The sequence below is a fragment of the Eggerthella sp. genome (genome assembly GCF_048329335.1).
Classification (GTDB): domain Bacteria; phylum Actinomycetota; class Coriobacteriia; order Coriobacteriales; family Eggerthellaceae; genus Eggerthella; species Eggerthella lenta.
In genome coordinates this window covers 12,941-38,969 of record NZ_DBFEGU010000151.1, presented here as the reverse complement: position 1 = coordinate 38,969, position 26,029 = coordinate 12,941, and the positions used below count along the sequence as shown (strand labels likewise).

Below are 26,029 nucleotides of genomic sequence, written 5' to 3'. Positions count from 1 at the left end.
ACACGGCGCCCGGGCGCGCCGCCCGCCCGCTGCCGCTTTGGGCTGGCGGCCCGGAGCAGGAGGCGGCCATCGTCGGCGCCCTCCATGAATCCTTCGGGGCTGATGCCAGGAAAGGCACCATCGAGGCCATCGCCGAGGCGGCGAGCGCCGCCGTACGCGAAAACGCGGAATCGGCCGTCGCGGCCATCGGGGAAGCGCGCGGCGGAAGCGGCCTGGAACGCCTCGAAGCCCCCGAGGCCGGGGATCTGCTTCTGGAGCTCGCGGCGGCATCTGCCGCCTACGAGGCGGCGTCGCGCTGCGGCATCGAAGGCGGCGCGCTCATCACGCCGCGCGCGGCGGACGCCCTGCCGATGTTCGGCACGGTCCGGGCGATGAACGCGCTCGGCTGCCGCACGGCAAGCGCCGCCGCAGCCGTCCTGCGCGCGATAGCCCCCGCGATGCGGGAAAGAGCCCCGGAAGCATCCCATCGCACGTTTGCGCCCTTGGCCGCCGCCGTCCATAATCCGGCAAAAGAGCCCGATGAAAGGAGAGGCGATGGAGATGGCGTACAGGGAGGGCGGTGGTCTTCTGCTGCCGACCCTGGCAACGGAAGAGGAAGCGGCGGCGAACCTGGGGCCGTTCGCGCTGATGAGGGACGAATACCTGAGATCGAGCAAGCCCGAGCTGCGGGCGGACCTGCTGGCGCAGGGGGCGCTGGCGAGGCACCTGGCCGAGACGGAAGCCCTCGCGGAGGCGATGGCGGACGACCTGGCGGCCCGCGTGGCGAAGAGCAGGGGGTTGGACGAAGCGGCGAAGGTGGCGGATCCGGCAGCGTGGGCGGCGAAGATGGCCGAGGCGGCGGCAGCGGCCCGCGAAGCGGCGGCGATGAAGGTCGTGTACGCCTAGAAAAGCAGCGCGGCCAAGAGAAAACCAAGACAAGCCGAAGGGAGGCGGGCGACAAGCCCGCCTCCCGCCGTTCCGAGGCAAAGCCGCCCGAACAGGGCCAGCTGGCTTTCTCGTTCGACGATGGGGCAAATGAGCATCCCGAACAGCTCGCCACCCCGCTCGGGCGGCTGCGCGGCAACATCGCGGCCATCGAGGCGCTCGCGGCCATCGAGGGAGAAGGCCGTCCGCCCGACGCCGCAGAGCGCGAGGCGCTCGCACGCTACGTGGGCTGGGGCGGCCTCGCCGACGCGTTTGACGAGGAATCGGGCAAATGGGCGCACGAGAAGGCCCGGCTGAGGCGGCTGCTCTCCGACGGGGAGTACGCGGCGGCCCGCGCGTCCACGCTCACGGCGTTCTACACCCCGAAGGAGATCGCGCGCCCCATATGGGAGGCCATCCGGGGCATGGGGCTTGCGGGCGGAAACATCCTGGAGCCGTCGTGCGGCACGGGCGCGTTCTTCGCCGCCATGCCGGAGGCGCTTTCGGACTGCCGCCTCGTCGGCGTGGAGCTCGACGGCCTGACCGCGCGCATCGCCCGCGCCCTCCATCCGTCCGCGGAGATCATCCACGGCGGCTTCGAGCACGCAGACCTCGACGACGAATCGTTCGACGTCGCGGTGGGAAACGTGCCCTTCGGTAGCTACCAGGTCGACGATCCCCGCCATCGGGACGAGGGGCTGCTCGTGCACGATTGGTTCTTCGCGAGGGCGCTCGACTTGGTGAGGCCGGGAGGCATCGTGGCTTTCGTCACGTCCAAAGGCACGCTCGACAAGAAGAATCCCGCCGCCCGCAGAAGGATCGCCGAGCGCGCCGAGCTCGTGGGAGCGGTCCGCCTGCCCAACACGGCCTTCTCGCCGCATGCCGAAGTCACGGCGGACGTGGTCATCCTCCAGAAGCGCGAGCGCGCCGAGGTCTGCGAGCCCGAATGGGCGCACACCGAGCGCGTCGAGGCGGGCATCGACGTGAACTCCTACTTCGCATCCCACCCCGACATGGTGCTCGGCGAGCTCGCCGCGACGACGAACGCCTACGGGCGGGCGGACTCCGAATGCAGGCCGAAGCCCGGCACCGACTTGGAAGAAGCGCTGCGCGAAGCCCTCGGCAAGATGACCGCCCGCATCCCCGAATGGGATGCGCCCGAAAGCGAGCCCGGCGACGCCATCCCCGCAGACCCGGACGTGCGCGACTGGTCCTACGCCGAATCTGGCGGCGCCCTCTACTTCCGCATGGGTCCCCTCATGCACCGGCAGAATCCCTCGAAGGCGGCCGCTGAGCGAATCGGGGGAATGATCCCCCTACGGGATTGCGCCCGACGGCTCATAACGCTCGAAAAGGACGGCGCGCCCGATGCGGAGGTGGAGGCCGAGCGCGCAAGGCTCAACGCGCTCTACGACGCCTACGCGGCGAAGCACGGCATCCTGAACTCGCGCGCGAACGCCGCCGCGCTCAAGCAGGACTCGTCCTACCCGCTGCTGTGCGCATTGGAGATCCTCGACGGCGAGGGGAACTTCGAGCGCAAGGCGGACATGTTCTCCAAGCGCACGATACGGCCCAACGCGCCCGTGACGCACGCCGACGACCCCCAGGCGGCGCTGGCTGCCTCGCTGTCTGAACGCGGACGGGTCGATCTGCCCTACATGGCGAGGTTGACCGGAATGGGGGAAAACGAACTGGCCGAAGCGCTGAAAGGCGCCATATTCCGCGTTCCCACGGCGACCGGAGAGCAGCCCGTCTGGCAGCCCGCCGACGAATACCTCTCCGGCAACGTGCGGGCGAAGCTGCGCATCGCCGAGCTGACGGCCGCGTCCGACCCCTCGTACATTCCCAATATCGAGGCGCTGCGCTGCGCCCAGCCGCCCGATTTGGGGGCGGCCGAGATAAGCGTGCGCCTCGGAGCGACGTGGATCCCCGCCGACGACGTGCGCGAGTTCGTGCTCCACCTGCTCGACCCGCCCTACTGGGTCCGCGAACAGGTGGCCGTGAGGTATTCCGCCGCCACGGCGCAGTGGCGCATCGAGGGCAAGGGCCGCGACGGCTCGAACGTGCGCGCGCTGTCGACCTACGGCACGCGCCGCATGAGCGCCTACCACATCATCGAGGAGACGCTCAACCTCAAGGACGCGCGCGTGGTCGATTACGTCGAGGACGAAAACGGCAAGAAGAAACCCGTCCTCAACAAGAAGGAGACGGCGGTGGCGCTCGCCAAGCAGGAGGCCATCAAGGCGGCCTTCAAGGAGTGGGTGTTCTCAGACCAGGCGCGCAGGGAGAGGCTGGTCGCCGCCTACAACGAGCGGTTCAACGCCATCCGCCCACGCGAGTTCGACGGCTCGCACCTGGCGTTTCCCGGCATGAACCCCGAGATAGAGCTGAGGCCGCACCAGAGAAACGCCGTCGCCCGCATCCTCTACGGGAAAAACGCGCTTCTCGCCCACGAGGTGGGAGCGGGCAAGACATTCACCATGGCGGCGGCCGCCATGGAATTGCGGCGCATAGGGCTTTGCTCCAAGCCCCTGTTCGTCGTGCCGAACCACCTCACGGGGCAGTGGGCGTCGGAATGGCTGAGGCTCTACCCCGCCGCCAATTTGCTGGTGGCCACCAAGCGCGACTTCGAGCGGCGCAACCGCAGGCGCTTCTGCGCCCGCATCGCCTCGGGGGACTGGGACGGCGTGATCATGGGGCACACCCAGTTCGAGAAGATACCCGTATCGGTGGAGCGTCAGCGAGCGTTCATAGAGAGCCAGATCGCCGAGCTCTCCGACGGCATAGCCGAGATCAAGGCGCAGCACGGCGAACGGTTCAGCGTGAAGCAGATGGAGATCACGAAGAAGCGCCTGAACGTGAGACTCGCCAAGTTCGCTGACCAAACCGACAAGGACGACGTGCTCACGTTCGAGGAGCTCGGCGTCGACCGGATCTTCGTGGACGAGGCCCACTACTACAAGAACCTGTTCTTCCACACCAAGATGCGAAACGTCAGCGGCATCGCCCAGAGCGAGGCCATGAAGTCTTCCGACCTGTTCATGAAGTGCCGCATCCTCGACGAGCAGACCGGCGGACGCGGCACGGTGTTCGCCACGGGCACGCCGGTGTCCAACTCGATGGCGGAGCTCTACACCATGCAGCGCTACCTGCAATACGGCGAGCTGGAGCGCTTGGGGCTTTCCCACTTCGACTGCTGGGCGTCCACGTTCGGCGAGACGGTGACGGCATTGGAGCTGGCCCCCGAAGGCACGGGCTATCGGCAGAAAACGCGCTTCTCGCGCTTCTATAACCTACCCGAGCTCATGTCCATGTTCAAACAGGTCGCCGACGTGCAGACGGCGGACACGCTGGCGCTTCCCACGCCCAAGGTGCATCTGCGCAACGTGGCGGTGCAGCCCTCCCCCGTCCAGCGCGAGCTGGTGGCGGGGCTCGCCGAGCGCGCCGAGGCGGTGAGGGCGGGCAGTGTGCCCGCCGAGAAGGACAACATGCTCCTCATCACCAACGACGGCCGCAAGATAGCCCTCGACCAACGCCTCGCCGACCCCGCGCTGCCCGACTTCGAGGGCAGCAAGGTGAACGCTTGCTGCGAGAACGTGCTGCGCATATGGCGCGACGGCGCCGAGGAAAGGCTCACCCAGCTCGTGTTCTGCGACCTCTCCACCCCGAAGGGCGACGGGTCCTTCAACGTGTACGACGATCTGCGCCGCAAGCTCGAGGCGCGCGGCGTGCCCGAGGGCGAGGTGGCGTTCATCCACGACACCGACACCGAGGCGAAGAAGCTCGCCCTCTTCGGGAAGGTGAACGCCGGAGCCGTGCGCATCCTCATGGGGTCCACGCAGAAGATGGGCGCGGGCACCAACGTGCAGCGCAGGCTCGCCGCCATCCACGACCTCGACTGCCCGTGGCGCCCCGCCGACCTCCAGCAGCGCCTCGGGCGCATCGAGCGCCAGGGCAACATGAATGCCGAGGTGGAGGCGTACCGCTACGTCACCGAAGGCACCTTCGACGCGTACCTCTACCAGCTCGTAGAGGGAAAGCAGCGATTCATAGCGCAGGTCATGACTTCGAAGTCGCCCGTTCGCACAGCCGCCGACGTTGACGAGGCGGCGCTTTCCTACGCCGAGCTCAAAGCGCTCGCCACGGGAAACCCGCTCGTCAAGGAGCGCATGGGCCTCGATGTCGAGGTGTCCCGCCTGCGGATGCTGAAGGCCGACCACCTAGCGCAGAAGTACGCGCTGGAGGACAAGGCCGCCAAGGACTACCCGCAGCGCATGGCGTCGCTGTCGGCGCGCCTCGAATCGCTGGAGGCCGATGCCGCGAAGGCAAGGGCGAACCCGCCGCCGACGAAGGAGGCATTTTCGATGGAAGTGCGCGGCACCGCCTTCCGGGAGCGTGCGGCGGCAGGCGAGGCGGTGCTCGCGGCGCGCGGCGAGATGACCGAGACGGGGGCCATGCCGCTCGGGTCGTACCGGGGGTTCTCCCTGGAGTTGACGTTCGACCGCATGAGCGCGGCGTTCGAGATGCGCATCGTCGGCGAAGCCGAGCACAAATGCGAGCTGGGCGGTGATGCGGCAGGCGCCGTGACGAGGCTGGACAACGCCATCGCCAAGATGGGCGCGGAGGCTGACGAGTGCCGCGCGCGCCTCGAAGAAGCCCGCAGGCAGATGGAGGCTGCGCGCACCGAGGCCACCAAACCTTTTCCCCACGAAGGCGAGCTGAAAGAGAAGTCCGCCCGCCTCGCGGAGCTCGACGCCCTGCTCGACGTGGGAAAAAGCGGCCCCGAGCAGCTGTGCGACGACGGTCATGAGCCGGAACGTGCCGAAAAGAAAAAGGAGTTCGAACGGTGAGGGCGCACACCGCGCCGCGCGAGATGCGCCTCATCGCCGGCAAACCGGAATCGGTCGATGGAGCGCCTTGGCGGCAACGCCGGGGCGTTCCTTTTCGCGAAGGGGGAATGTTTATGAAAGTGCTCGAACTGTTCAGCGGAACGCGCTCCATCGGCGAGGCGTTCGAAAAGCGGGGCCACGAGGTGTTCTCGGTGGAGTGGGACGAATCGCTGCCCGCCGACCTCCACGCCGACATCGAGTTCCTGAAAGCGCCGGACGTCCTGCGCGCATTCGGCCGGCCCGACGTGGTGTGGGCGTCGCCGGACTGCGCCACGTTCTCCATGGCGGGCATATCGCGCCACAGGCGCAAGAACGCCAACACCGGCAACCTGGACCCCGTGAGCGACTACGCGCTCAAATGCGACCGGGTGGATCTGGCGATGCTCCGCCTCATCCGCGATCTGAGGCCGGCGCTCTACTTCATAGAGAACCCGCGCGCGGGCCTGCGCAAGCAGGACATGATGGCGGTCATCCCCCGCCACACCGTCACCTACTGCCAATACGGCGCGAGGGCCATGAAGCCGACCGACATATTCACGAACGCCTCCGACCCGCGATTCCGCCCGCCGTGCCGCAACGGAGCGCCCTGCCACGAGTCGGCGCCGCGCGGGTCGAAGTCCGGCACGCAGGGCCTGGCGAACGCGCGCGAGCGCGGGCGCATCCCCGAGAGGCTGTGCCTGCACATCGTTGACGTGTGCGAGCGCGAGGTGCCCATCCGAAAGGCGGCGGGGCTATGCCGGTGAAAAGCGCGGCAGCAGCGCCGCCAGGCGGCTTCACCGGCGCCGGCGGGGCGGCCTTCTCGTCGGCGCGCGGCGACTGGGAGACCCCCGCGTGGCTGTTCTTGGCGCTCGATTCCGGGTTCCACTTCACCCTCGACGCGGCGAGCTCGGACGCCAACGCCAAATGCGAAAGGCACCTCACCAAACGAGACGACGGGCTCGCGGCCGACTGGGGCGGCGAGAGAGTGTGGGTGAATCCGCCCTACGGCCGGGGCGTCGGGGCATGGGCGCGCAAGGCGGCAATCGAGGGCGCCAAGCCGCGCACGACGGTCGCGCTGCTGGTGGCGGCGCGCACGGACACCGAGTGGTTCTACCGTTACATCCTCGGCCATGCAGAGATAAGGCTCGTTCGCGGCCGCATCAGGTTCGAGCTCGCCGGCGTCGCTCAGGGCCCCGCGCCCTTTCCGAGCATGGTCGCCGTGTTCGGGGAGGGCGCCGCCCCCGGCAAGGTGTCGTCAATAGCCAACGCCGCAGCGCGCGGCGGGAAGGGGGCTTCGTGAGGTACGTGAGCCTTTTCTCAGGCATCGAGGCGGCGAGCTGCGCGTGGGGGCCGCTCGGCTGGGAGGCGGTCGCCTTCAGCGAGATCGACCCGTTCTGCAACGCGGTTCTCGCTACTCGCTTCCCGAGCGTGCCCAACCTGGGAGATATATCGAAGGTCGAGTGGAAGGAGATGCGTGGCGAGATCGACGTTGTCATCGGCGGAAGCCCGTGCCAGAGCTTTTCCGTCGCCGGAAAGAGAACGGGGCTCAAAGGCGAGTCGGGCCTCATGCTCGAATTTATTCGAGCTGTATGTGAGGTCATGCCGAGATGCTTTGTCTGGGAGAACGTCCCGGGAGCGCTCTCGAGCGAGAACGGGGAGGCTTTCCGATGCCTGCTCCGGGCGATGGATGAGGTCGGGTACGGTCTGGCATGGAGAATTCTGGACGCGCAATTCTTCGGCTTGGCCCAGCGACGCGAGCGTGTCTTTCTTGTCGGAGTGCTTGGAAGCGCCGCCCGTGCCTGCGAGATACTATTTGAGCCCCACTGCATGCGCTGGGATCATCCGCCGGGCAAGGAGAAGAGGGCGCTCCTTGCCGCCGCAGCTGGAGGAGGCGCTCGAACGGCAGGCTTCAAGTACTCCGCCGCCCCCGCCAGCGGGTCGGTAGGCCACGCCGCCGAGCAATCGCCCACCCTCACGGCCGACTGGCACGCGCCCGCCGTCTACGGCATCGTTGGCAACTCCATAGGCCGAAAGCCTGAAAACGGGGGCAATGGCGCGGGCTTCTGCGACCCCGACGAGAAAGGCATGTACACCCTCACCGCCGCCGACCGCCACGCCGTGGCCCTGCCTGCGGGCGGGCCGCCGCGCGAGGCCCTGTGCCTCGCGTCCACCCATGCGAACGCGCACGTGGGCGACGGCCTGTGCGGGTGCCTCACGGCGAACGTCGCCAAGGGGCCGCCCATGGCGTGCCTTTCGGGGGACGCGGCCAACGCGGCGTGCGACGTGGACCTGGCGGGCACGCTGAAGGTGGGCGGCTCCCCGTCGTGCGTGGGCCCCGTCGCGGCGTTCGCCCAGAACACGCGCGACGAGGTGCGCTTCGTCGGCGGGTCGGGCAGCCACGTGGGCGCGCTCGCCGCGCATCCCGGCGTCAAGCAGGCGAGCCACGTCCTGCAGGGTCCGGCGGTCAGGCGGCTCACGCCGTTGGAGTGCGAGAGGCTGCAAGGCTTCCCGGACAACTGGACGAACGTGGAGTTCCGCGGCAAGCCGGCTCCGGACGGCCGCCGCTACAGAGCCCTCGGAAACGCCATGGCCGTCCCGGTCGTCAAATGGATCGGCGAGAGGGTGGAGAAGGCCGTTTAGCCTCGGCGAAAGAGCGGGCCTCTTCCAGGGTCCGCCTGTCCTTCGCTACGACGAAGCGGACGAAGTCCGCCTCGAAGTAGGCGGCGTTGAGCCTGACGACATCGCGCGCGCCGAGCAGCTCGCAACCTCCCATCCCCCGACGGGGGCCGGGGCCGTAGATGACGGCCGCATTCGGGCTGATAGGGCAGTACAGAGAGGAGAGGCGATCCCGCCCCCCTGTTTCCCGAACAACGGGGAGGACGGGGAAAGACGCGGTGGCGAACGAGGCGCACCCGGGCGCGCGCAGGACGATCCCCTCCATTTCGAGCAGCTCTCCTACGATGAGCCCTTGGTAGGACCCGTCGCCCGTATCTAGCAGCAGGCGGCGCGTGACGCCTTCCGCCGCCACCCCCTCGAACGCGCCCTCGTGCCCCAGAGCCCTCATAAGGTCGCGATACGGAGAGAGGTCTTCTTCCGAAGCCGACAACATAAGCTCATTCCGGAGGGGCTTGAACACGCTGGGATGGCGAGCAATCGCATTCGCCACAAAAGACGCGATGATTCTCGCGTCGTCATCGCCGACGCACGTGAACGGGGCGTTCGGCACGCACAGGGCCGCCACCCTTTTCAGGACGGGGGCAAAAGCGCTCTCCAGTTCGCAGAGGCCGTCCTCGGTGTAGTTCGGATAGACAAATTTCCCCTTGTACCAGTTGGGGTCGTTCGATAGGGATTCGTACAGGTACCTCTCCGCACAGAAATCGCCAACCGAGGGTGTAAATATTCCCCCCGACTCCTTATCTAGCGCGAACACCGTGTCGCCGCTCCCGCAAAACCCACGCAAGTAGAACTTCGGAACGTAATGCTGCTTCTTCTTTTTCGGCCCTTTTGTGTTCATGGAAGTCACCGCCAAACCGAGCTCCGCCGTCGGGCAAACGAGGGCGATCTGCCGGACGTCGGTTCGGAAGACGCAGTTGAAGCGACGTGAGAGCCAACCAAGCCCAAAAAACTAGAGCCAATCCCAGCGGGATTGGCCCATACAAAACCCGAAGGTTTTTGAATCTGAGGTTATGGTGCCATCAGCCGAGCGCCTTGTCAATGAGATTCGCCAGAAACCTCAGGTACGACACGAACCCGTTCTGGACGCCGTAGCTCTCGCACGTGCCGAGAAGACTCGCGCGCAGCCCTTCCAGCAGCGCCGTCGAACGGGGACAGATCGCCGGCCCTCCCAATCGGTCGAACATCACGAGCGTCTCGAGGAGCTGCTGCATACGACGGTTCCTTAACTTGGCGCGGCGCGTCTTGCTGTTGCCGACGCCTTTCTCGGCGAGCCAATCGTAGACCAGGCTGGAAAGCGCGTAATCGCACTCGTTGGAGCCGTCCATCCCGTTGACTATGCAGCTGCCGTGGGAACAGCAGTTCCTCACGGCCTTCACGCCCTTGAGGATGTAGTGCTCCTCCCGCATGACGGCGTCGTCCCATCGCTCGGAGCAGAACAGGCAGAAGGCCAGCGCCGTTCCGAACGTGACCACCTCCAAAAACGCCCATACGGGCATCGCGTCTCGGTAATGGCCGATGATGCGCCCGGTGTAAACGTCGCCGACGATGCCGGCGGACATGCGCGAGGAGAGATCCCGCTCGATGTAGCTGCGGTATCTCCTCTGTTGCGCCCTCATGAAATCGGCGACTATGCCGTAGCCGTCCTCGTCGTCGAGCCTGGAGGCGCGCGTCACCATGGAGGTCTTGGCCAGCCGCTCCACGTCTTGCGAGACAGCTAGGAACGCCTTGCGGAGCTCGTCGTCGAGCGCATCGAGAGCCAGCAGGTCGGCGAAGTCAAGCCTCACGTACTTCCCCCGGTCGTCGCCGGACGCGTGCTTCTGGAACAGCCTGCGGCATGACGCGAGGTGCACGAAGGTTCCCCGGCGGGCCAAAGCGTCCGCGGCTTGCTCCTCGCCGCATCGCTCGAACGAGACGCCTTTCGCCTTCAGAAGCGCAACCTGCTCCTCCGGGTTCAGCATCGGCTTGAGCCCCGTCACCTCGTGCGCGCCCTCCCCGATGCTCCATGCAGTGTATGTTTCACTCGGATTCACCATGCCCGCCATTCTACCCCTTTCAGTGTCTCTTGGGCACGCCGCGTTCCGCGCATCTCGAATCGGCATGGCGAAGCGAAGGCGAATGGGGGCACGCCGCGCCGCTCCGGCGGCCACAGGCAAATCCGAAGACAAGAAAAGGACGAAAACATGCCATACGTCGACCCTGAAATCATCGCTGAAGTGAAGCGGGTTGACCTGCTTACTTACCTGCAAGAGCGCGAACCCGACGAGCTAGTGCGCATTTCGCCCGGCGTCTACTGCACGAAGGAACACGACAGCCTTAAGATCTCCAACGGCAAGTGGTTCTGGTGGAGCCGGGGTCTCGGCGGCAGGAGCGCGCTCGACTTCCTCGTCAAAGTGCGCGACATGGCCTTCCTCGACGCCGTGGAGCATCTGCGGGCCGACCGCTCTGCCGTTGCGAGAGCATCCCCGCCCGCGCATGCCGCCCCACCGGCGAGCGCGCCGCGCCCGGCGTTTCGCCTCCCACGCCGGTGCGCCGACGACGATGCGATGCGGTACCTCGAATCGCGCGGCATCTCGCGCAGCCTGCTGAAGGGCCTCGTGGATGCCGGAGACGTCTACGGCACCATGCGCGGCGGGGTCGCGTGCGCGGTGTTCGTCGGCAGGGACCGCACGGGCGTTCCGAGGTACGCGGCCTTGCGCTCGTGCGAGGGAGGCTTCAAGGGCGAGGCTCCCAGATCCGACAAGCGCTTCGCGTTCTCCCTGCAAAGCGTCCGAAACAACGGCGTGCTCCATGTTTTCGAGAGCGCCATAGACGCGCTTTCCTACGCGACCATCCTCGAGCACGAGGGCAAGCAGACGGCCAGCTTGGGGATGCTGTCCCTCGGCGGGGTGTCGGTCCCCCATGCGCGCAACGGAGCCCCGAAGCTGCCGCTCGCCCTCGCGCAGCATCTTGACGACCGCCCATACATCGCCTCGTTGGCCTTGCATCTCGACAACGACGAGGCGGGCAGGCGGGCCGCCCGCGAGATCGCGCGCGCAGCCGCTTCTCGCGGCGTGGCGGCGTCGATGGAGCCTCCCCCGGAGGGTAAGGACGTGAATGAGTTCCTCTTGGCCCGCCGCTCCAGAGGCCGAGCGCCCGACAGGGGAAGGTGATCTTTCTTTCGGCGGGTTGCGAAGTCCGCCGCCGAGGCGGCGGAAAACCGTCGCGTACCAGCAAGCAACGCCGAGCGCTGGCGCTCGGCAGACGCAGGGGGCACCCCCTGCAACCCCGCGAAGGGAGGCGGCGAATGGAAAGGCGCACGCGCAAGGCCACGGTGAGGCTCACGGAGGAAGAGCTGGCGCGGCTCAAAGAGGCGGCGCGCAGGGCGGGCTGGTCGCAGGAGGCGTACCTGCGCGCGCTCATAGGGGGCATCGACCCGAGGCCGAAGCCGCCGCCCGACTACCTGGCGATGACCCGCGAGCTGCACGCCATCGGGAACAACCTCAACCAGATCGCGCGCAAGGCCCACGCCCTCGGCACCGTGGACGCCGCCCGCTACGACGCCGAGGCGCGAAGGCTCGAAGCCGCGCTCCGCGAGATCGTGGCGGCGGTCAAAGAGCCGGGAAGGAGGCGATGAGGTGGCCGTCACGTCGATTTGGAAGGTCGAAGGGCGCCTGGCGCGCGTGCTCGGGTACGCCGGGAACCCGGACAAGGCCGAAGGCTCGCCCGACGAGTGGGAGCTCCAGGGCGTGGGCGCCGCCATCCTCTACGCCGCCGACCCCGGCAAGACCGAGCGGCAGCTGTACGTGACCGGCGTCAACTGCCTGCCCGCCACGGCGCTGGAAGAGATGAACGCGACCAAGCGCCAATACGGCAAGACGGGCGGCATCGTGGCCTTCCACGGATACCAGGCGTTCGCGCCCGGCGAGACCGACCCCGCCACGGCCCACGAGGTGGGCGTCGCCCTCGCCCAAGAGCTGTGGGGCGGCCGCTTCGAGGTTGTGGTGGCCACCCATCTGGACAAGGCCCACCTCCACAACCACTTCGTGGTCAACTCTGTGTCCTTCGCCGACGGCAGGCGCTTCCACCGAGACGCCGCCTGCTACCGCGCGATGCGCGAAGCGTCCGACGAACTGTGCCGGGAGCATGGTCTTTCGGTGGTGGAGAGCCCCGGGCGCGGCGGCGCGCGCCACCACGCCGAATGGCGCGCCGAGCGCGAGGGGCGCCCCACGTGGCGCTCGCTCGTGAAGGCCGACGTGGACGAGGCCGTAGGGCGTGCGGCGAGCATGCGCCAGTTCCACGCGAACCTGCGCGCGATGGGCTACGACGTGAAGGTGGGCAAGGACATATCGGTGCGCCCGCCCGGCAAGGAGCGTTTCGTGCGCCTGCGCCGCAATTTCGGGGACGCGTACTCGCAGGAGGGCATCGGCGCGCGCATCCTCGCCAACAGCCGCCAGCGCCTGCCCCTCGGCAGGCCGAGGCCCGCTCCCAAGGAGCGCCCGCCCGTGCCGAAGGGCACGCTCGTGAGCCTGTACCGCAGGTACATGGCGCTGCTCAACGGCGCGAAGAGGCAGAGGGCGCCAGGCGGGCGGGCGCATTTCCTGCTGCGCGAGGATCTGCGCGAACTCGAAGCCATATCGGGGGAGCTCGCGCTGCTCGCGCGCGAGGGGATAGAGACGCGATCCCAGCTGGCGGCATACGAAAGAGCCTTGGCCGACAAGTCCGAGGCGCTGCAGGCCGAACGCCGCGCGCTGCGCAACGAGGCGAGGCGCTCCAAGGCGGCGGGATCCCCCGCGCCCCCAAACCCCCGCATCGCCGAGATAGCGTCGGAGCTGCGGGGCGCAAGGCGCGAGGCGCGCGCCTGCGCGCGCATCCGGGCAAGAAGCGCCGAGCTGCCGGCCCGCATCGCGCAGATCGAGGGCGCCGAAGCGAACAGAGAGGAAAGGCAGGTGGAAGGTCATGGACGCATCGAGCGAGGCTGCTGAGCAGATCGTGAGGATGACGCTCGAGGGAACCGAGGTGGCGCTGCGCATCACGGGCGCCGGCGCGAAGAACGCGGCCGCCATGCTGCTGGCGGCCGCGGCGAGCAACGAGAAAACCAAGGGCAGGGCGCGGCTTTCGGCGATGCTCAAATCGGGCCGTGAGCTGCGCGTGTTCCCCATCCGCTTTGACGATCTGAAAGGGTTCGCGAAGGAGGCCCGACGCTACGGCATCGCATACGCCGTCGTGAAGCAGAAGGACGGCGAATCCGTCGATCTTCTGGTGCGGGCCGAGGACGCGAGCAAGGTGAACCGCATCGCGGAGAGGCTCGGCCTGTGCCGCATGAGAGACGACGCCCGCGAAGCGCCCGAGCCGCGCGAGGGGAATCGGCACGATGGGCGCGCGCACGCCGCGCAGGCGCCGCGCGCACCCGAACAAGCTGCGGCGCTCCTCGATGATTTGCTGGCATCGCCGGGCGACAGCGACGCCTCCCCTTTAGCGCAAGCCCCGGCGGAAAGCCGTCCGTCAGGGCCTACATCCGCGAGAAAACGGCTCTCAGAAAAGGATGGTGAGGCAGCGCGCAAGCGCTGCGGCAGGCTGTCCGTGCGCGCGGAGATGCGCGCCATATCGGCGGCACGCGAAATGAGCGGCGAAGCGCATGCGACTCGCAAGCCCATGGCGCGCGCCCTGGAGAAAGGAAGGTAGAGCATGCAAGATATCTACCGGATGATGGAAGAACGCAGTAGCCGGGAATTCGCGCCGGAAGGCGAGTTCGACAAGCAAGCGTGGGCGGAGCGGAAGCAGAGCGAGCGCCAAGAGGCATTCGACCGCGCCGACGCCGCCGCGCTGCGCGCGAATTCGGATCCAGCGGCGCTGGAGACGTACATGCGGGTGGCGGCGCAGCTGCCCCACCATTCCGCCACGAACATCCTGCTCATAGCCGACCGCATGCCGAACGCGACGCGCGTCGGCACGGCTGAGCATTGGCGCAGGCAGGGAGCGTCGGTGAGGCGCGGGCAGAAGGCGATCCCCATCATCGAACCCGTCAAGGAGTACGTGCGCGACGACGGCAGCATCGGCGTCTTGTACGACGTGCGCAAGGTGTTCGACGTGTCGCAGACCACCGCGCGGCCATGCCTGCCGCGCAGAGTGGACCCTCACGCCGCGCTCGCGGCGCTGGTCGCTCGCTCGCCGACGAGAATAGAGCCGGTTGACGACCTCGGCGTCGTCCCCGCCGAGTACGATCACGCCTCGGGGGCCATACGGGTGCAGCGAGGGCTCGATGAGCCGCAGCTGCTCTCGGCGCTGATAGTCGAGGCGGCGCATGCCAGCATGGCGCTCGGCCTCGATGCCTACGACAGGGAGACGCACGCCGCGAAGGCCGACCTCGCGGCGGGCATAGCCGCCCGCCGCCTGGGACTCGAATGTTCGGGAGCCGTCGCCGCGCCCGCGCCACTGGAAGCGAGCGCGCGCGAGGTGAGGGACGCCTTGGGCGAGATCGGCAAGGCCGCGCGCGACGTGTCGGAGCGCATGGCCCCGCCCGAAAGGCGGCGCGACAGGTCGGAGGGCAGATGAGGCCCCCGACGGCTGGCGAGGCGGCAGCCGCCGCGCTCGCCGCGCCGCTGGCGGCGTGGGCGGGGTTCGTCGCCGCCCCCGCCTTGGACGGCGGGGGGTCGCTCGCCTCGCTCATCGCGGCGTTCTCGGATCCCTTTTCGACGAAGCCCACGGCGGGCGGCGCGCGATGGGCGCTGCTGTTCCTGGTCCTGTATGCCGCCTGCGCGGCGGCGTGGCTGCTCACCCGGCGCAACCTGCGCCCCGGCGAGGAGCACGGCAGCGCCCGGTGGGGTGACGCCCGCCGCATCTGCCACCGCTACCGGGGGCGCGACCCCGCAGGCGACAAGCTGCTCACGCGCAATTTTCGCATGAGCTACGACACCCACGCCCACAGGCGCTCGATGAACACGCTCGTGGTGGGCGGCTCGGGCGCAGGCAAGACGCGCGGGTTCAGCCTGCCCAACGCCTGCCAGGCCAACACATCGATGGTGGTGCTCGACCCGAAGGGCGAGATCGTGCGCGCCGTGGGCGGGCTGCTCGAATCGAGGGGCTACGAGGTGCGCGTGCTCGACCTCGTGCGCATGGAGAGGTCCCACTGCTACAACCCGCTTTCCTACATCGAGTCGGACGCGGACGCGCAGCGGCTCAACACCAACCTGTTCAAGGCGACGACTCCCAAGGGCGCGCAGAGCCAGGATCCTTTCTGGGACACGGCCGCCGGGATGCTGCACCTGGCGCTTCTGCTTTACCTCGTGCACGAGGCACCGCCCGAGGAGCGCAACTACGCCACCCTCATGGAGATGCTGCGCGCCGGCGAGGTGCGCGAGGACGACGACGATTACGCCTCGGTGCTCGACGAGCTGTTCGACCGGCTGGAGATGAGGGACCCTGGCCACATCGCGCTCAAATACTACCGCAGCTACCGCTCCGGCTCGGCCAAGACGCTCAAATCCATCCAGGTGACGCTCGCCTCCAGGCTGGAGAAGTTCAACCTCGACGCCCTGGCGTCGCTCACCGCCACAGACGAGCTCGACCTGCCGTCGCTCGGGGAGCGCAAGGTGGCCCTGTTCGCAGTCATACCCGACAACGACACCAGCTTCAACTTCCTGGTGTCCGTCCTCTACACGCAGCTGTTCCAGCAGCTTTTCGCGCTCGCGGACGGAAAACACGGCGGGCAGCTGCCCGTGCACGTGCACTTCCTCATGGACGAGTTCGCCAACGTGAGCTTACCCAATGATTTTGAGAAGATACTCTCCACCATGCGCGGGCGCGGGGTGTCCGCGTCGATCATCATCCAGAACATGGCGCAGCTGCGGGCGCTGTTCGACAAGCAGTGGGAGTCCATCGTCGGCAACTGCGACGAGTTTTTGTACCTGGGCGGCAACGAGCAATCCACCCACAAGTACGTCAGCGAGCTTCTGGGCAAGGAGACCATCGACCTCGACACGCACGGCAGGACCACCGGGAGGGGCGGCAGCTGGTCCACCAACCAGCAGATCTCGGGGCGCGAGCTCATGACGCCCGACGAGGTGCGCATGCTCGACAACTCCCGCGCGCTGCTCTTCGTGCGCGGCGAGCGCCCCATCATCGACTTAAAGCTCGACATAGCGCGGCATCCCGCCGCGCGGCTCACCCCCGAGGGCGGCGCGCCGCCCTACGAGCACGGCGCCTGCCCGCTGGCAAGCGCCGCCGTGGCGCCCTACGAAGGCGTTGCCCCCGCGAGCGCGCAGGCCGCGCCTGCGGGCTGCGTCGTGCTCGACGGGGAGGAGGCCGAGGCAGCGCTCGCGGCGGAGGCGGCGGGCGGGAAAGGAGAACCAACGCATGAGAAAGACCACTGAGGGGAAGAAGGCCCGCCCCGCAGCCCGCGCGCGGCTCATGGCGGCAATCGCCGTCTGCGCCGCTTCGGCCTTGGCGCTGGAGCCGCCTGCCGCGTTCGCGGCGACCGACCCGATAGCGGCGGTGGACAACCTCTCCACGTTCATCTTCGGGCTCATCAGGAGCGTCGGGCTCATCCTGCTCGGCTTCGGCGTGGTGCAGGTGGGCATGTCGCTCAAGAGCCACGACCCGTCCCAGCGCGCCAACGGCTTTTTGACCCTGGCGGGCGGCGTGGTCATCACGTTCGCGAAGGAAATCTTGGACATCATCGTCGGATAGGCCCGTCGCGCGGGCCCCGAAAGGAGGCGGGCCGTTGGATTCGGACAACTGGGTGGTCAGCAACCTCCAGGGAGCGCTCGACACGTGGAACGAGAAGATGGGCGAGATCGTGGGGTTGCTCACGGCGTCGCCCGCCGACTTCCGGGGCGGCGGGATATGGGACGCGGTGCTCTCCATCCACGGCGCCGTGCAGGCGGTGGCGCTCGCGCTCCTCGTGCTGTTCTTCCTGTCGGGCCTCGTGAAGACCTGCGGCTCGTTCGCCGAGGCCAAGCGCCCGGAGGTGGTGTTGAAGCTGTTCGTGCGGTTCGTGCTGGCGCACGCCGCCGTCGTCTACGGGCTTGAGCTCATGATGGCGTTCCTCGACGTGGTGCAGGGGCTCATCGGCGACATGATGGACACCGTGGGCTTCGCGTCGGCCGCGCCCGCCGCGCTGCCCGGCGAGATGGTGGAGGCCATCGAGGACGTGGGCTTCCTCGACGCCATACCCCTGTGGGCGGTGACGTTGCTCGGCGGGCTGCTCGTCACGGTGCTCTCGTTCATCATGATACTGGCGGTGTACGGCAGGTTCTTCAAGATATACATGTACACCGCGCTCGCGCCCATACCCCTGTCCACCTTCGCGGGCGAGCCGAGCCAGTCGGTGGGCAAGGCGTTCCTCAAAAGCTACGGGGCCGTGTGCCTCGAGGGCGCGGTCATCCTGCTCGCATGCGTCATATTCTCGCTGTTCGCATCGGCGCCGCCGGTGGTGGACGCCGAGGCTCCCGTGGTCACGCAGGTGTGGTCGTACGTGGGAGAGCTCGCCTTCAACATGCTGGTGCTCACGGGCATGGTCAAGATGGCCGACCGCGTGGTGCGCGAGATGATGGGGCTTTGACGCCCCTCCCCTTTCCCGAAACAACCGAACGAACACATTGCCCGCGCCGCGCGCGGGGCGCTTTACGCGCCCGCTTCGCCGCGCAGGCAGAGAGGAGCAAGAAGTGGAAGTGAAGGTCAACCGAGAGATACGCGAGTATACCGAGGGGGTGTTCTTCGGCATGTCGCTTCGGCAGTGCGTCTTCGCGCTGCTCGCCTGCGTCGCCGCCGTGGGGCTCTACTTCGGGCTGTCGCCCTTCCTGAGACTGGACGAGCTCTCCTGGGCGTGCATCGCGGGAGCGGCCCCGTTCGCCGCGCTGGGGTTCGTCACCTGGCACGGCATGGCGGTCGAACGCGCGGCGTGGGCGTGGGCCAAATACGCGCTTTTGACCCCCAAGGAACTGCCCGCGCGCCCGCAGAACCTGTACTACGAGGCCGTCTGCACGCCGCATCGCGCGAAGGGCATCCGCCGCGAGAAAGGAGGGCATCATGGCCGCACTCGCAGCTAGGCGGCGCAAAGGCGGCACGCGGTTCGTCCCGCCGAAAACCGCCGAGGACGCCGTGCCCGTGCGCCGCATCTGGCCCGACGGCGTGTGCCTCACCGACGACGGCGAGTACGCGAAGACCTGGCGCGTGAGCGACGTGAACTACGCGGCGGCGTCAAAGGAGGATAAGGAGGCCATGTTCCTGGGCTACTCGGACCTGCTCAACTCTTTCGACTCCGACGCGCGGGCCAAGGTCACCGTGGCGGTGCGCAGGCTCGACGCCGAAGCCCTCGGGCGGCGCATCCTCATACCGCCCAAGGGCGACGGGCTCGACCGCTACCGCGAGGAGTACAACGCCATGCTCATGGAGAAGGCCACGGGGGCGAATTCCATGGTGCGCGAGATATACCTTACCATCGCCGTGGGAGGGAGAAGCATCCAGGAGGTCCGCTCCTACTTCAACCGCGCGTCGGCGGAGACGGCCGCGCACCTCGCGCGCCTCGGGGCGCACTGCGAGGAGCTCGACGCAGAGGGCAAGCTGCGGCTTCTGAGGGGCTTCTACCGGGGCGGCGCCGACGACCTGCCCATCGACGTGCGCGCCTCGATGCGCCGGGGGCACTCGTTCAAGGACGCCGTTGCGCCCGAGGGCGCGGGCATTGAGGCCGACCGCCTGCGGGTGGGCGGCCGCTGGGCGCGCGCCCTGTACCTGACCGACTACGCGTCCTACATCAAGGACGGCTTTCTGGCCGAGCTTACCGACGCGAGGCGCGCGATGGCGCTTTCCATAGACGTCGTCCCCGTGCCCACTGACGAGGCGGTGCGCGAGGTGGAGCGGCGACTGCTCGGTGTGGAGACGAACATCACCAACTGGACGCGCCGGCAGAACGCCAACATGAACTATAACGTGGCCGTGCCCTACGACATGGAGCAGCAGCGCAAGGAGAGCCGCGAGTTCCTGGACGACCTCATGTCGCGCGACCAGCGCATGATGCTCGCCACGGTGACGCTCGTCCACTTTGCCGACACGCCTGAGGAGCTCGACGCCGACACCGAGGCGCTGCTCTCGTGCGCGCGCAAGCACCTGTGCCGCCTCTCGGTCCTGCGCTTCCAGCAGCTCGACGGGCTGTCAACCGCGCTGCCCATAGGCGTGCGTCGCATCGAGGCGATGCGCACGCTCACCACCGAGAGCCTCGCCGTGCTCATGCCGTTCCGCGTGCAGGAGATCATGGAGGAGGGCGGCATGTACTTCGGCGAGAACGCCATATCGCGCAACCTCATCCTGTGCGACAAGTCGCGGCTCCTGAACCCCAACGCGTTCGTGCTGGGCGTGCCGGGCTCGGGCAAGAGCTTCTCGACCAAGGAGCTCATAGCTATGCTTGCGCTCTCGACCGACGACGACATAGTGATATGCGACCCCGAGCGCGAGTACGCCTCGCTCGCCGAGGCACTGGGCGGCGAGGTGGTGCGCATCGCGGCGGGCAGCCCCCACCACATCAACGCCATGGACATGGTGGAGGGCTACGGCGAGGGAGGCAACCCCGTGGCCGACAAGAGCGAGTTCGTGCTGTCACTGTTCGAGCAGCTCGACCGCCGGGGACTGGGGCCGCAGGCCAAGTCGGTCGTGGACCGCTGCACCTCGGCGGTGTACGCCGACTACCTGCGCGGCGGCGAGGCGCCCACGCTCGCCCACCTGCGCGACAAACTGCTCGCCCAGCCCGAGCCGCAGGCGCGCGACCTGGCGCTTTCGCTGGAGCTGTTCACCTCGGGCACGCTGGACGCGTTCGCCCACCCAACCAACGTGGACACCCGCAACAGACTCCTCGTCTACGACATCATGGACCTCGGCCGTCAGCTCAAGACCATGGGGCTGCTCGTCATCACCGACGCGATGCTCAACCGAGTGACGGACAACTGGCGCGCGGGCAGGCGCACGCACATCTTCATAGACGAGTTCCACGTGGTGTTCGAGAACGAGTACTCCGGCGCGTTCTTCAACAGCGCGTGGCGCCGCTTCCGCAAGCGCAACGCCTATCCCACGGCCATCACGCAGAACGTGGAGTACCTGCTCGATTCGGTCTTAGCCTCCACGATGCTCTCCAACTCCGAGCTCATCGTCATGCTCAATCAGGCGGCCGCCGACCGCGGGAAGCTTGGCGAGCTCCTCAACATCAGCCGCGAGCAAATGGGCTACATCACGAACGCCGAGGCGGGCTGCGGCCTCCTGCGCTACGGCGGCGCCATCGTGCCGTTCGCCAACCACTTCCCGAGGGGCACCGAACTCTACCGTCTCATGACCACGAAGCCCGGGGAGTGACGAAGCAGAAAGGAGGCCGCCTTGCCGAGCGACATCAAGGAGCGCGTCGTCGCCAGGAACGTGAAGACCCTCGACCGCGCGGCGCTTCTCCAAAAGGCGGCGCGGCCCGCAGCGCTGCGCGTCGGCGAAACGGCGAAGGCGGCAAACCCCGCACACACACGCGAACGAAGGGGCGATGAAGCCGAAGGCGGCTGGGCGGCGGCGCGCGGCGAATCGGAGCGAACGGCGCACGAGGGCTTCGCGGCCACAGCGAACGGTGCGCGGGTCGCCCGCGCAATCCGGCGGCGCAATGTCCCCAAGGAACGCGCGCGCACGACCTTCCCGTCCGCAGAGCGCGGCGAACGTCGCACGCCGAGGGGTTGCGCGGCATCCTGCGGGCCAAGCCGCGAAGCATTGAGTCCTTCGCCGAGAACGCCCCGGTCGGCGAATGCGCGCGCCCGAGATGCCATGCGCGCGAGGGCACAGGCGGCGTCGCGCGCACGCGCGGCCTGGACGTCTCGCAAGGCCGCGGCGAAGGGCGCGAACGCCGCCGCGCGGCGGGCGGCAAACAGCGCGGGCCGTTTCGCGCGCATGGCCGCGCTCCAGGCGCGGGCGGCAGCAGCGGCGCTCGCCGGCCTCGGCTCGTCCGCAGCTGCGGTGGTCGTGGTGGCGTGCCTCGCGGCATTCATCGCCACCTCGGCGTTCGGCATCTTCCTCATGGGCGGCGATATGGGCGACGGAAACCCCTCGCTCCGCGAGGTGATGGCGGAGATAGACGCCGAGCACGCCGCCAAGGTGGAGGAGGCCAAGGCGTCGGCGGAGTGCGACGAGGCTTCGGTTTCGGGCAGCAAGAACCCGTGGAAGGAAACCCTCGCCGTGTTCGCGGTCAAGCTGGCGGCGGATGCCGACAACCCGCTCGACGTGCTGACGCTCGACGCCGCGCGGCAGGATGCGCTGCGCGCCGTGTTCTGGGACATGAACTCCATCGAGGTCAAAATCGAAGAAGCCGAGCCGAGCGGTTCCGACGGTGAAGGCACCCCGCCCGCCAAGATGCTGTGCGTCGTTCTTTCAGCCAAGACCCCGGAGCAGATGGCGTCGGCTTACGGGTTCGACGCGGGACAGCTCGAAACGCTGCGCGAGCTTCTGGACGAGCGCTACGACGCCGCATGGCGGGCAGTGCTCCACGGAACCGCGGGCGGCGGCGTCGACATCGTGGAAGTCGCCGCGAGCCAGCTGGGCAACGTAGGCGGCCGGTCGTACTGGTCGTGGTACGGGTTCGAGAACCGCGTGGAATGGTGCGCGTGCTTCGTGAGCTGGTGCGCGAACGAGTGCGGATACATCGATTCGGGCGAGATGCCCAAGTTCTCCTACTGTCCCACGGGCGTGCAGTGGTTCAAGGCCGCAGGCCGCTGGCTGCCGGGAGGCAGCGCGCCGGCACCCGGGGATATCGCGTTCTTCGACTGGGATGGCGACGGCGTCTCAGACCACGTGGGCATCGTGGAATCGTGCGACGGCTCAACCGTGCACACTATCGAAGGCAATTCGGACGATGCGTGCAGGAGAAGCGCCTACGGCGTCGGAAGCCCTTTCATTATGGGGTATGGGGCGTGCTCTTTCTAAGAAATCTCTATCCATCTTGCCAATAAAGGCAGCTCCAAATGACGCAAAACATCGTTGCACTCGTAGATGGTTAGGCTGTCGTTCATGGACAGCAACTCTCTGTATGCCTCATGAAGCTTACACCCTCCAAGGTAATAACCCGCCGCATTGAAAAGATTCTCGGATTCTTCCAAAGAGAGTCCGAGGCCTACGCAAAATTGCATCACTGTTTCTGGTTTAGGACGATCTGCAAGTTGACCATATTTGATTCGCTCGTAAGTTTTCTCCGACAGCAAAGTACGTCTGCAGAACTCGCTTTTTGAAATGCCAAGCTTCAAGACGTACTTCGCAGAAAGCAGAGAAAATGGTGCTGTCTCTCTTTCTGACCCGCTGCTATCGTGTTCGATTGACGCTGGAGTGCCATAAGCTTTCCCCATCGTCTTCTTGAAGAGGCGGTCTCTTAGTCGATAGCAACACTCCGTTACTTTTTGAGTAATGGCATCCTCCTTCACGGCTGGGCACCTACCTCGGTTGGCGCTGCCAGCGCAATAAGCCCTGGGGGATTTAGTCTTCAAGGTCGAACTCCCTCAAGCCAACCTCCTTTTGGCGCCTGCGTTGTTTTGCTCTCAAACCGAATTGCTCCCGGGATACATGCTTTTCACTGTCTCCATCAGAAAAAGAAGAGGGCGTAATCGCAAGCTATTTGCAAAGCGTGCCTTTCTAACCACATGGCTAAAAAATCTTTGCCACCTGCAAGCAAAAAAGCGCGTGCAGGGAGCTAGTGGGCTGGAGAGACCGATTTGATTCTGAGGATATCAGGAGACCCCCTTCGTCGCTTCAAATACACTTCTCTACTACTCGCTTACGACATATTGCCGAGCCGGGTATCAAACCAGTTTTTCTGTTAATCAAACTAAAACTGATTTGTAAAACACGGCTTTAAAAGAACGGTTGTGCAGGTTTCAATCGAAAGCCACCAACAAAAAAGTTAGACATAGAAACCTTTTATCCTTATAATGTCCTTGTTCTAATTGGACAGTGTCTATCTAAATATAAAGGAATAGATGCTGATGTACGGGATGATATGAAAAAATGATTGGAGCGGATATGTCACAAGATGAAACAATGCTGGGGAAAGGGGTTCTTTCTCGCCGTGACTGCGTGAAGCTGATGGGAGGCTTCGCCATCGCCATGGGCACGGGGTCGCTGCTTGCTGGCTGCTCGTCGGGCACCAGTGATTCCGGCGAGGGCGCTTCTCAGTCGGATGAGACGCCCAAGACGTTGCGGGTTGCCATGATGGGCAGCTCGACGGACACGTTGGATCCAGCCACCTTCAGCACGCTTCTTCCGTTGGCGATTGCGCTCAACGTGTACGACTCGCTTATCCTCCTGCGCAACGGCGTGGTGGAGAACTCGCTTGCCGAAAGCATCGAACCCAACGAGGATGCGAGCGCTTGGACCGTCACCCTTAAGGACGGTGTGAAGTATCATGACGGCGAGACCGTCACGGCTGAAGATGCGCTCTACAGCCTCCAGTACGCCGGCACCTCACCCATGTACTCGTCGTTCTACGCGAACGTCGATTGGGAGGGCAGCTCGGTTGTGGACGAGCGCACGTTCACGCTCCAGCTTCTCTCGCCGCAAGCCACCTTCTGGGACGAGGTCGTTTCCGCCGTCACCTTCGTGTTCCCGGCGGGCAGCGCCGGTGACGATTTCTCTGGCGACATCGGCAGCGGGCCCTTCAAGCTCGTTTCCTTCTCTCCCGACACTGGAGCCGTGCTTGAGAAGAACGCCGATTACTGGGGAGGCGCTCCGGCCATCGACACGGTTGAGATCGTCCCCATCACCGATCCCGAGACGAGGTACACGGCGCTCACGAGCGGCGAGGTCGACTTCGCCCACCAAATCTCGACGACGAACGCGGCCACGCTCGAAGGCCAGTCCGGCTTCAACGTTTTGAACGGCGGCATCGAGAATTCGAGTTCTTTCCGCTTCTGCCTCAACGCGTCCGCCGCGCCTTTCGATGATCCCGAGGTACGCGAGGCCCTCAAGCTTATCGTCGACCGCCAGACCATGAACGACACCATCTTCCGCTCTGCGGGTGTGGTTGGCAATGATGTGCTTGGCCAGGGTATGCCGGGCTACAATGATTCCCTCGAGCAGCGTGCTTACGACTTCGACACCGCCAAGAAGGTGCTCGAAGAAAAGGGCGTGACCGAGCTCGAGATCACGACCGCCGAAACCACCACCGGCGTCAACGATTCTGCAGAGATGCTCAAAGCCCAGCTGGAGAAGGCGGGCATCACGGTGTCGGTGAAGGAGATCGATCCGACGACGCTGTTCTCCGACATGAACAACATCTACGGAGCGCAGATTTTCGCAACCTATCTCATCAATCGCCCGTATATCGCTTCGGCCGTCATGTACACCGGTGGCAGCTCGCCGTACAACTTCAGCCAGTGGAAGGATGACGAGTACGATTCCCTCTTGGCCCAAGCAACCTCGGCAGTGGATGAGGCCGACCGGGCGGAACTCCTCAACCAAGCACAGGAGCGTCTCTGGGCCGAGGGCGGCGATATCGTTTGGGGATACTGCGCCGATCTGAGCGGGCAGGTAGATGGCCTCGACGGCATAGACATCACGCTCTCGGTGCCCCTGTTCGCCAAGGCAACCCTCTCCGCTTAGCGAATCGGACGAAGGGCATGTCACCGAACGCCAACCGTACGGGAGGGCACCGCGCACTGCGGATACTCTCCCGTATTCTCCTCTTCGCGATCTCGCTGATCTTCACGTGTCTGCTCGTGTTCCTCGCCCTTGAGGCTCTGCCCGGCGATGCCGCCACGCAGCGTCTCGGATTACAGGCGACTCCCGAGCGTGTGGCCGAGCTCACGCAGCAATACGGCCTCGACAAGCCGGTACTCTATCGTTTCGTTCTCTGGTGCGCTCATGCGCTGCAGGGCGACTTCGGAACCGTTCTTGCGTCGGGATTGCCCGTAGCCGACGCTATGGTCGGCCCTCTTGCGCGAACTGGAGTGATTTTTGCGATCTCGCTTGTTTTGGTGATTGTGGTCGGCACGGCTGGTGGCATTTTCGCGGGTCTTCATGGCGGCAAGGCGGCAGACAAGATTGTGAGTACGCTTGCGCTTGCTGTTGTGGGAACACCCGAGTTCGTTGTCGGATTCTTTCTCATCTTGGTATTCGCGACGCAGCTCGGGTGGTTTCCCGCCGTATCGCTTCTTCCCGTTGGGAGCGGCTCGATGTTCGACAAGCCCATCATCATGGTGCTCCCCATCGTCGCCATATCCCTCATCGGGGCTTGCACTCTTGTGCGTCCGGTGCGCGCCGTGGTCGAGCGGGAGAACCAAACGCTTCATGTCGAATCGGCCCGACTTTCTGGTCTGCCGGAAAGAAGGGTGATCGTCAAAAACCTCTTGCCCGGAATCATTGCCCCCGTTGCGCAGTCGGCGGCTTCGGTCGTACCTTATCTTATTGGCGGCACGGTCATCATTGAATCCCTTTTCAGCTTTCCCGGCTTGGGTACGCTCCTTGTCAACGCCGTGCTGAACCGCGAGCCCGATTTGCTCATGGCTTGCTCGGCGGTTGTCATAGCGGTGTCGCTTGCGGCTTTCTGGATTGCCGACGGGTTGGGAAGGGGGCGGTCCCGTGAGATCGAAGCATAGTGTTAGCGA

General features: G+C 66.2%; 22 protein-coding genes and 1 pseudogene. 19 read left to right on the top strand and 4 right to left on the bottom strand.

What is annotated here, in order from left to right:
* Positions 1-467 (bottom strand): hypothetical protein (locus ACMO6A_RS04900; protein ID WP_418470846.1); only part of this gene is annotated, 467 nt, incomplete at its 3' end.
* A gap of 67 nt (positions 468-534) precedes the next feature.
* Between ACMO6A_RS04900 and ACMO6A_RS04895 the strand changes: the two genes are divergently transcribed.
* The 6 genes and pseudogenes from ACMO6A_RS04895 to ACMO6A_RS04870 all read left to right on the top strand — a co-directional run bounded on the left by ACMO6A_RS04895 (position 535) and on the right by ACMO6A_RS04870 (position 8,411).
* A complete protein-coding gene (locus ACMO6A_RS04895; RefSeq protein ID WP_013981128.1) occupies positions 535-885 on the top strand; it encodes a TnpV protein in 351 nt (116 codons plus the stop codon).
* Positions 813-5,753, top strand: a complete 4,941-nt coding sequence (locus tag ACMO6A_RS04890; RefSeq protein WP_227791250.1) for an N-6 DNA methylase — start codon at positions 813-815, stop codon at positions 5,751-5,753. The genes ACMO6A_RS04895 and ACMO6A_RS04890 overlap by 73 nt, the downstream gene beginning before the upstream one ends.
* A 113-nt stretch (positions 5,754-5,866) precedes the next feature.
* Positions 5,867-6,535, top strand: a complete 669-nt coding sequence (locus ACMO6A_RS04885) for a DNA cytosine methyltransferase (protein WP_181872292.1) — start codon at positions 5,867-5,869, stop codon at positions 6,533-6,535.
* Complete coding sequence (locus ACMO6A_RS04880) at positions 6,526-7,071, top strand: DNA N-6-adenine-methyltransferase (RefSeq protein ID WP_114518385.1); 546 nt, start codon at positions 6,526-6,528, stop codon at positions 7,069-7,071. The genes ACMO6A_RS04885 and ACMO6A_RS04880 overlap by 10 nt, the downstream gene beginning before the upstream one ends.
* Positions 7,068-7,547 (top strand): annotated as a pseudogene (locus ACMO6A_RS04875) (DNA cytosine methyltransferase); the annotation flags it as partial. The gene ACMO6A_RS04880 and the pseudogene ACMO6A_RS04875, both read left to right, overlap by 4 nt.
* Before the next feature lie 51 nt (positions 7,548-7,598).
* Positions 7,599-8,411, top strand: coding sequence for a DNA cytosine methyltransferase (locus ACMO6A_RS04870; RefSeq protein ID WP_258773791.1), 813 nt, complete (start codon positions 7,599-7,601; stop codon positions 8,409-8,411).
* Here ACMO6A_RS04870 and ACMO6A_RS04865 read toward each other — a convergent pair.
* Both ACMO6A_RS04865 and ACMO6A_RS04860 read right to left on the bottom strand, forming a co-directional pair.
* Positions 8,374-9,285: a DUF4238 domain-containing protein gene (locus tag ACMO6A_RS04865; RefSeq protein WP_013981126.1), complete on the bottom strand. Its 912-nt coding sequence runs from the start codon at positions 9,283-9,285 to the stop codon at positions 8,374-8,376. The two genes, ACMO6A_RS04870 and ACMO6A_RS04865, sit on opposite strands and share 38 nt — an antisense overlap.
* A 181-nt stretch (positions 9,286-9,466) precedes the next feature.
* Positions 9,467-10,489 (bottom strand): Abi family protein, encoded by a 1,023-nt coding sequence (locus ACMO6A_RS04860; RefSeq protein ID WP_114518387.1) that lies wholly within the window; start codon positions 10,487-10,489, stop codon positions 9,467-9,469.
* Between the two features lie 138 nt (positions 10,490-10,627).
* On the opposite strand from ACMO6A_RS04860, the gene ACMO6A_RS04855 reads away from it, so the two are divergent.
* From ACMO6A_RS04855 to ACMO6A_RS04805, 11 genes are all read left to right on the top strand, one after another.
* Positions 10,628-11,596 (top strand): toprim domain-containing protein, encoded by a 969-nt coding sequence (locus ACMO6A_RS04855; protein WP_418142669.1) that lies wholly within the window; start codon positions 10,628-10,630, stop codon positions 11,594-11,596.
* 134 nt (positions 11,597-11,730) lie between these two features.
* Positions 11,731-12,060, top strand: coding sequence for a MobC family plasmid mobilization relaxosome protein (locus ACMO6A_RS04850; RefSeq protein ID WP_009305529.1), 330 nt, complete (start codon positions 11,731-11,733; stop codon positions 12,058-12,060).
* 1 nt (position 12,061) lies between these two features.
* Entirely contained in the window at positions 12,062-13,408 is a 1,347-nt protein-coding gene (locus ACMO6A_RS04845) for a relaxase/mobilization nuclease domain-containing protein (RefSeq protein ID WP_009305528.1), read from the top strand.
* Positions 13,383-14,108, top strand: a complete 726-nt coding sequence (locus tag ACMO6A_RS04840) for a PcfB family protein (protein ID WP_114518389.1) — start codon at positions 13,383-13,385, stop codon at positions 14,106-14,108. The genes ACMO6A_RS04845 and ACMO6A_RS04840 overlap by 26 nt, the downstream gene beginning before the upstream one ends.
* 3 nt (positions 14,109-14,111) lie before the next feature.
* A complete protein-coding gene (locus ACMO6A_RS04835) occupies positions 14,112-14,978 on the top strand; it encodes an ArdC-like ssDNA-binding domain-containing protein (RefSeq protein ID WP_114518390.1) in 867 nt (288 codons plus the stop codon).
* Complete coding sequence (locus ACMO6A_RS04830; RefSeq protein ID WP_009608917.1) at positions 14,975-16,795, top strand: VirD4-like conjugal transfer protein, CD1115 family; 1,821 nt, start codon at positions 14,975-14,977, stop codon at positions 16,793-16,795. Before ACMO6A_RS04835 ends, ACMO6A_RS04830 begins: the two co-directional genes overlap by 4 nt.
* A gap of 37 nt (positions 16,796-16,832) precedes the next feature.
* Entirely contained in the window at positions 16,833-17,111 is a 279-nt protein-coding gene (locus ACMO6A_RS04825; RefSeq protein WP_345784130.1) for a formate hydrogenlyase, read from the top strand.
* A 97-nt stretch (positions 17,112-17,208) separates the two neighbouring features.
* Positions 17,209-17,985 (top strand): hypothetical protein, encoded by a 777-nt coding sequence (locus ACMO6A_RS04820; protein WP_173115015.1) that lies wholly within the window; start codon positions 17,209-17,211, stop codon positions 17,983-17,985.
* A 103-nt stretch (positions 17,986-18,088) separates the two neighbouring features.
* Complete coding sequence (locus ACMO6A_RS04815) at positions 18,089-18,472, top strand: PrgI family protein (protein WP_009305523.1); 384 nt, start codon at positions 18,089-18,091, stop codon at positions 18,470-18,472.
* The gene (locus ACMO6A_RS04810; RefSeq protein WP_114518392.1) at positions 18,453-20,762 is read left to right on the top strand and encodes a VirB4-like conjugal transfer ATPase, CD1110 family; all 2,310 of its coding nucleotides are present in this window, start codon (positions 18,453-18,455) and stop codon (positions 20,760-20,762) included. Before ACMO6A_RS04815 ends, ACMO6A_RS04810 begins: the two co-directional genes overlap by 20 nt.
* 447 nt (positions 20,763-21,209) lie before the next feature.
* On the top strand, positions 21,210-22,361 hold the full coding sequence (locus tag ACMO6A_RS04805) for a CHAP domain-containing protein (RefSeq protein ID WP_227791251.1): 1,152 nt from the start codon (positions 21,210-21,212) through the stop codon (positions 22,359-22,361).
* Here the strand turns inward: ACMO6A_RS04805 and ACMO6A_RS04800 are convergent.
* On the bottom strand, positions 22,358-22,852 hold the full coding sequence (locus ACMO6A_RS04800) for a helix-turn-helix domain-containing protein (protein WP_175282520.1): 495 nt from the start codon (positions 22,850-22,852) through the stop codon (positions 22,358-22,360). The genes ACMO6A_RS04805 and ACMO6A_RS04800 overlap by 4 nt on opposite strands.
* A gap of 595 nt (positions 22,853-23,447) precedes the next feature.
* On the opposite strand from ACMO6A_RS04800, the gene ACMO6A_RS04795 reads away from it, so the two are divergent.
* Together ACMO6A_RS04795 and ACMO6A_RS04790 are read left to right on the top strand one after the other, a co-directional pair.
* Positions 23,448-25,025 (top strand): ABC transporter substrate-binding protein, encoded by a 1,578-nt coding sequence (locus ACMO6A_RS04795; RefSeq protein WP_009608954.1) that lies wholly within the window; start codon positions 23,448-23,450, stop codon positions 25,023-25,025.
* Positions 25,026-25,042: 17 nt separating this feature from the next.
* Positions 25,043-26,020, top strand: a complete 978-nt coding sequence (locus tag ACMO6A_RS04790; RefSeq protein WP_114518394.1) for an ABC transporter permease — start codon at positions 25,043-25,045, stop codon at positions 26,018-26,020.
* The last annotated feature ends 9 nt before the right edge of the window (positions 26,021-26,029 follow it).

What these genes read in the sequence shown, in the direction of transcription:
- ACMO6A_RS04805 (WP_227791251.1), top strand. Translation starts at nt 21,210, where the DNA reads ATGCGCGCGAGGGCACAGGCGGCGTCGCGCGCACGCGCGGCCTGGACG.
- ACMO6A_RS04880 (WP_114518385.1), top strand. Translation starts at nt 6,526, where the DNA reads ATGCCGGTGAAAAGCGCGGCAGCAGCGCCGCCAGGCGGCTTCACCGGC.
- ACMO6A_RS04830 (WP_009608917.1), top strand. Translation starts at nt 14,975, where the DNA reads ATGAGGCCCCCGACGGCTGGCGAGGCGGCAGCCGCCGCGCTCGCCGCG.
- ACMO6A_RS04850 (WP_009305529.1), top strand. Translation starts at nt 11,731, where the DNA reads ATGGAAAGGCGCACGCGCAAGGCCACGGTGAGGCTCACGGAGGAAGAG.
- ACMO6A_RS04840 (WP_114518389.1), top strand. Translation starts at nt 13,383, where the DNA reads ATGGACGCATCGAGCGAGGCTGCTGAGCAGATCGTGAGGATGACGCTC.
- ACMO6A_RS04810 (WP_114518392.1), top strand. Translation starts at nt 18,453, where the DNA reads ATGGCCGCACTCGCAGCTAGGCGGCGCAAAGGCGGCACGCGGTTCGTC.
- ACMO6A_RS04835 (WP_114518390.1), top strand. Translation starts at nt 14,112, where the DNA reads ATGCAAGATATCTACCGGATGATGGAAGAACGCAGTAGCCGGGAATTC.
- ACMO6A_RS04820 (WP_173115015.1), top strand. Translation starts at nt 17,209, where the DNA reads ATGGGCGAGATCGTGGGGTTGCTCACGGCGTCGCCCGCCGACTTCCGG.
- ACMO6A_RS04865 (WP_013981126.1), bottom strand. Translation starts at nt 9,285, where the DNA reads ATGAACACAAAAGGGCCGAAAAAGAAGAAGCAGCATTACGTTCCGAAG.
- ACMO6A_RS04795 (WP_009608954.1), top strand. Translation starts at nt 23,448, where the DNA reads ATGTCACAAGATGAAACAATGCTGGGGAAAGGGGTTCTTTCTCGCCGT.
- ACMO6A_RS04855 (WP_418142669.1), top strand. Translation starts at nt 10,628, where the DNA reads ATGCCATACGTCGACCCTGAAATCATCGCTGAAGTGAAGCGGGTTGAC.
- ACMO6A_RS04860 (WP_114518387.1), bottom strand. Translation starts at nt 10,489, where the DNA reads ATGGCGGGCATGGTGAATCCGAGTGAAACATACACTGCATGGAGCATC.
- ACMO6A_RS04885 (WP_181872292.1), top strand. Translation starts at nt 5,867, where the DNA reads ATGAAAGTGCTCGAACTGTTCAGCGGAACGCGCTCCATCGGCGAGGCG.
- ACMO6A_RS04870 (WP_258773791.1), top strand. Translation starts at nt 7,599, where the DNA reads ATGCGCTGGGATCATCCGCCGGGCAAGGAGAAGAGGGCGCTCCTTGCC.
- ACMO6A_RS04895 (WP_013981128.1), top strand. Translation starts at nt 535, where the DNA reads ATGGAGATGGCGTACAGGGAGGGCGGTGGTCTTCTGCTGCCGACCCTG.
- ACMO6A_RS04825 (WP_345784130.1), top strand. Translation starts at nt 16,833, where the DNA reads ATGGCGGCAATCGCCGTCTGCGCCGCTTCGGCCTTGGCGCTGGAGCCG.
- ACMO6A_RS04790 (WP_114518394.1), top strand. Translation starts at nt 25,043, where the DNA reads ATGTCACCGAACGCCAACCGTACGGGAGGGCACCGCGCACTGCGGATA.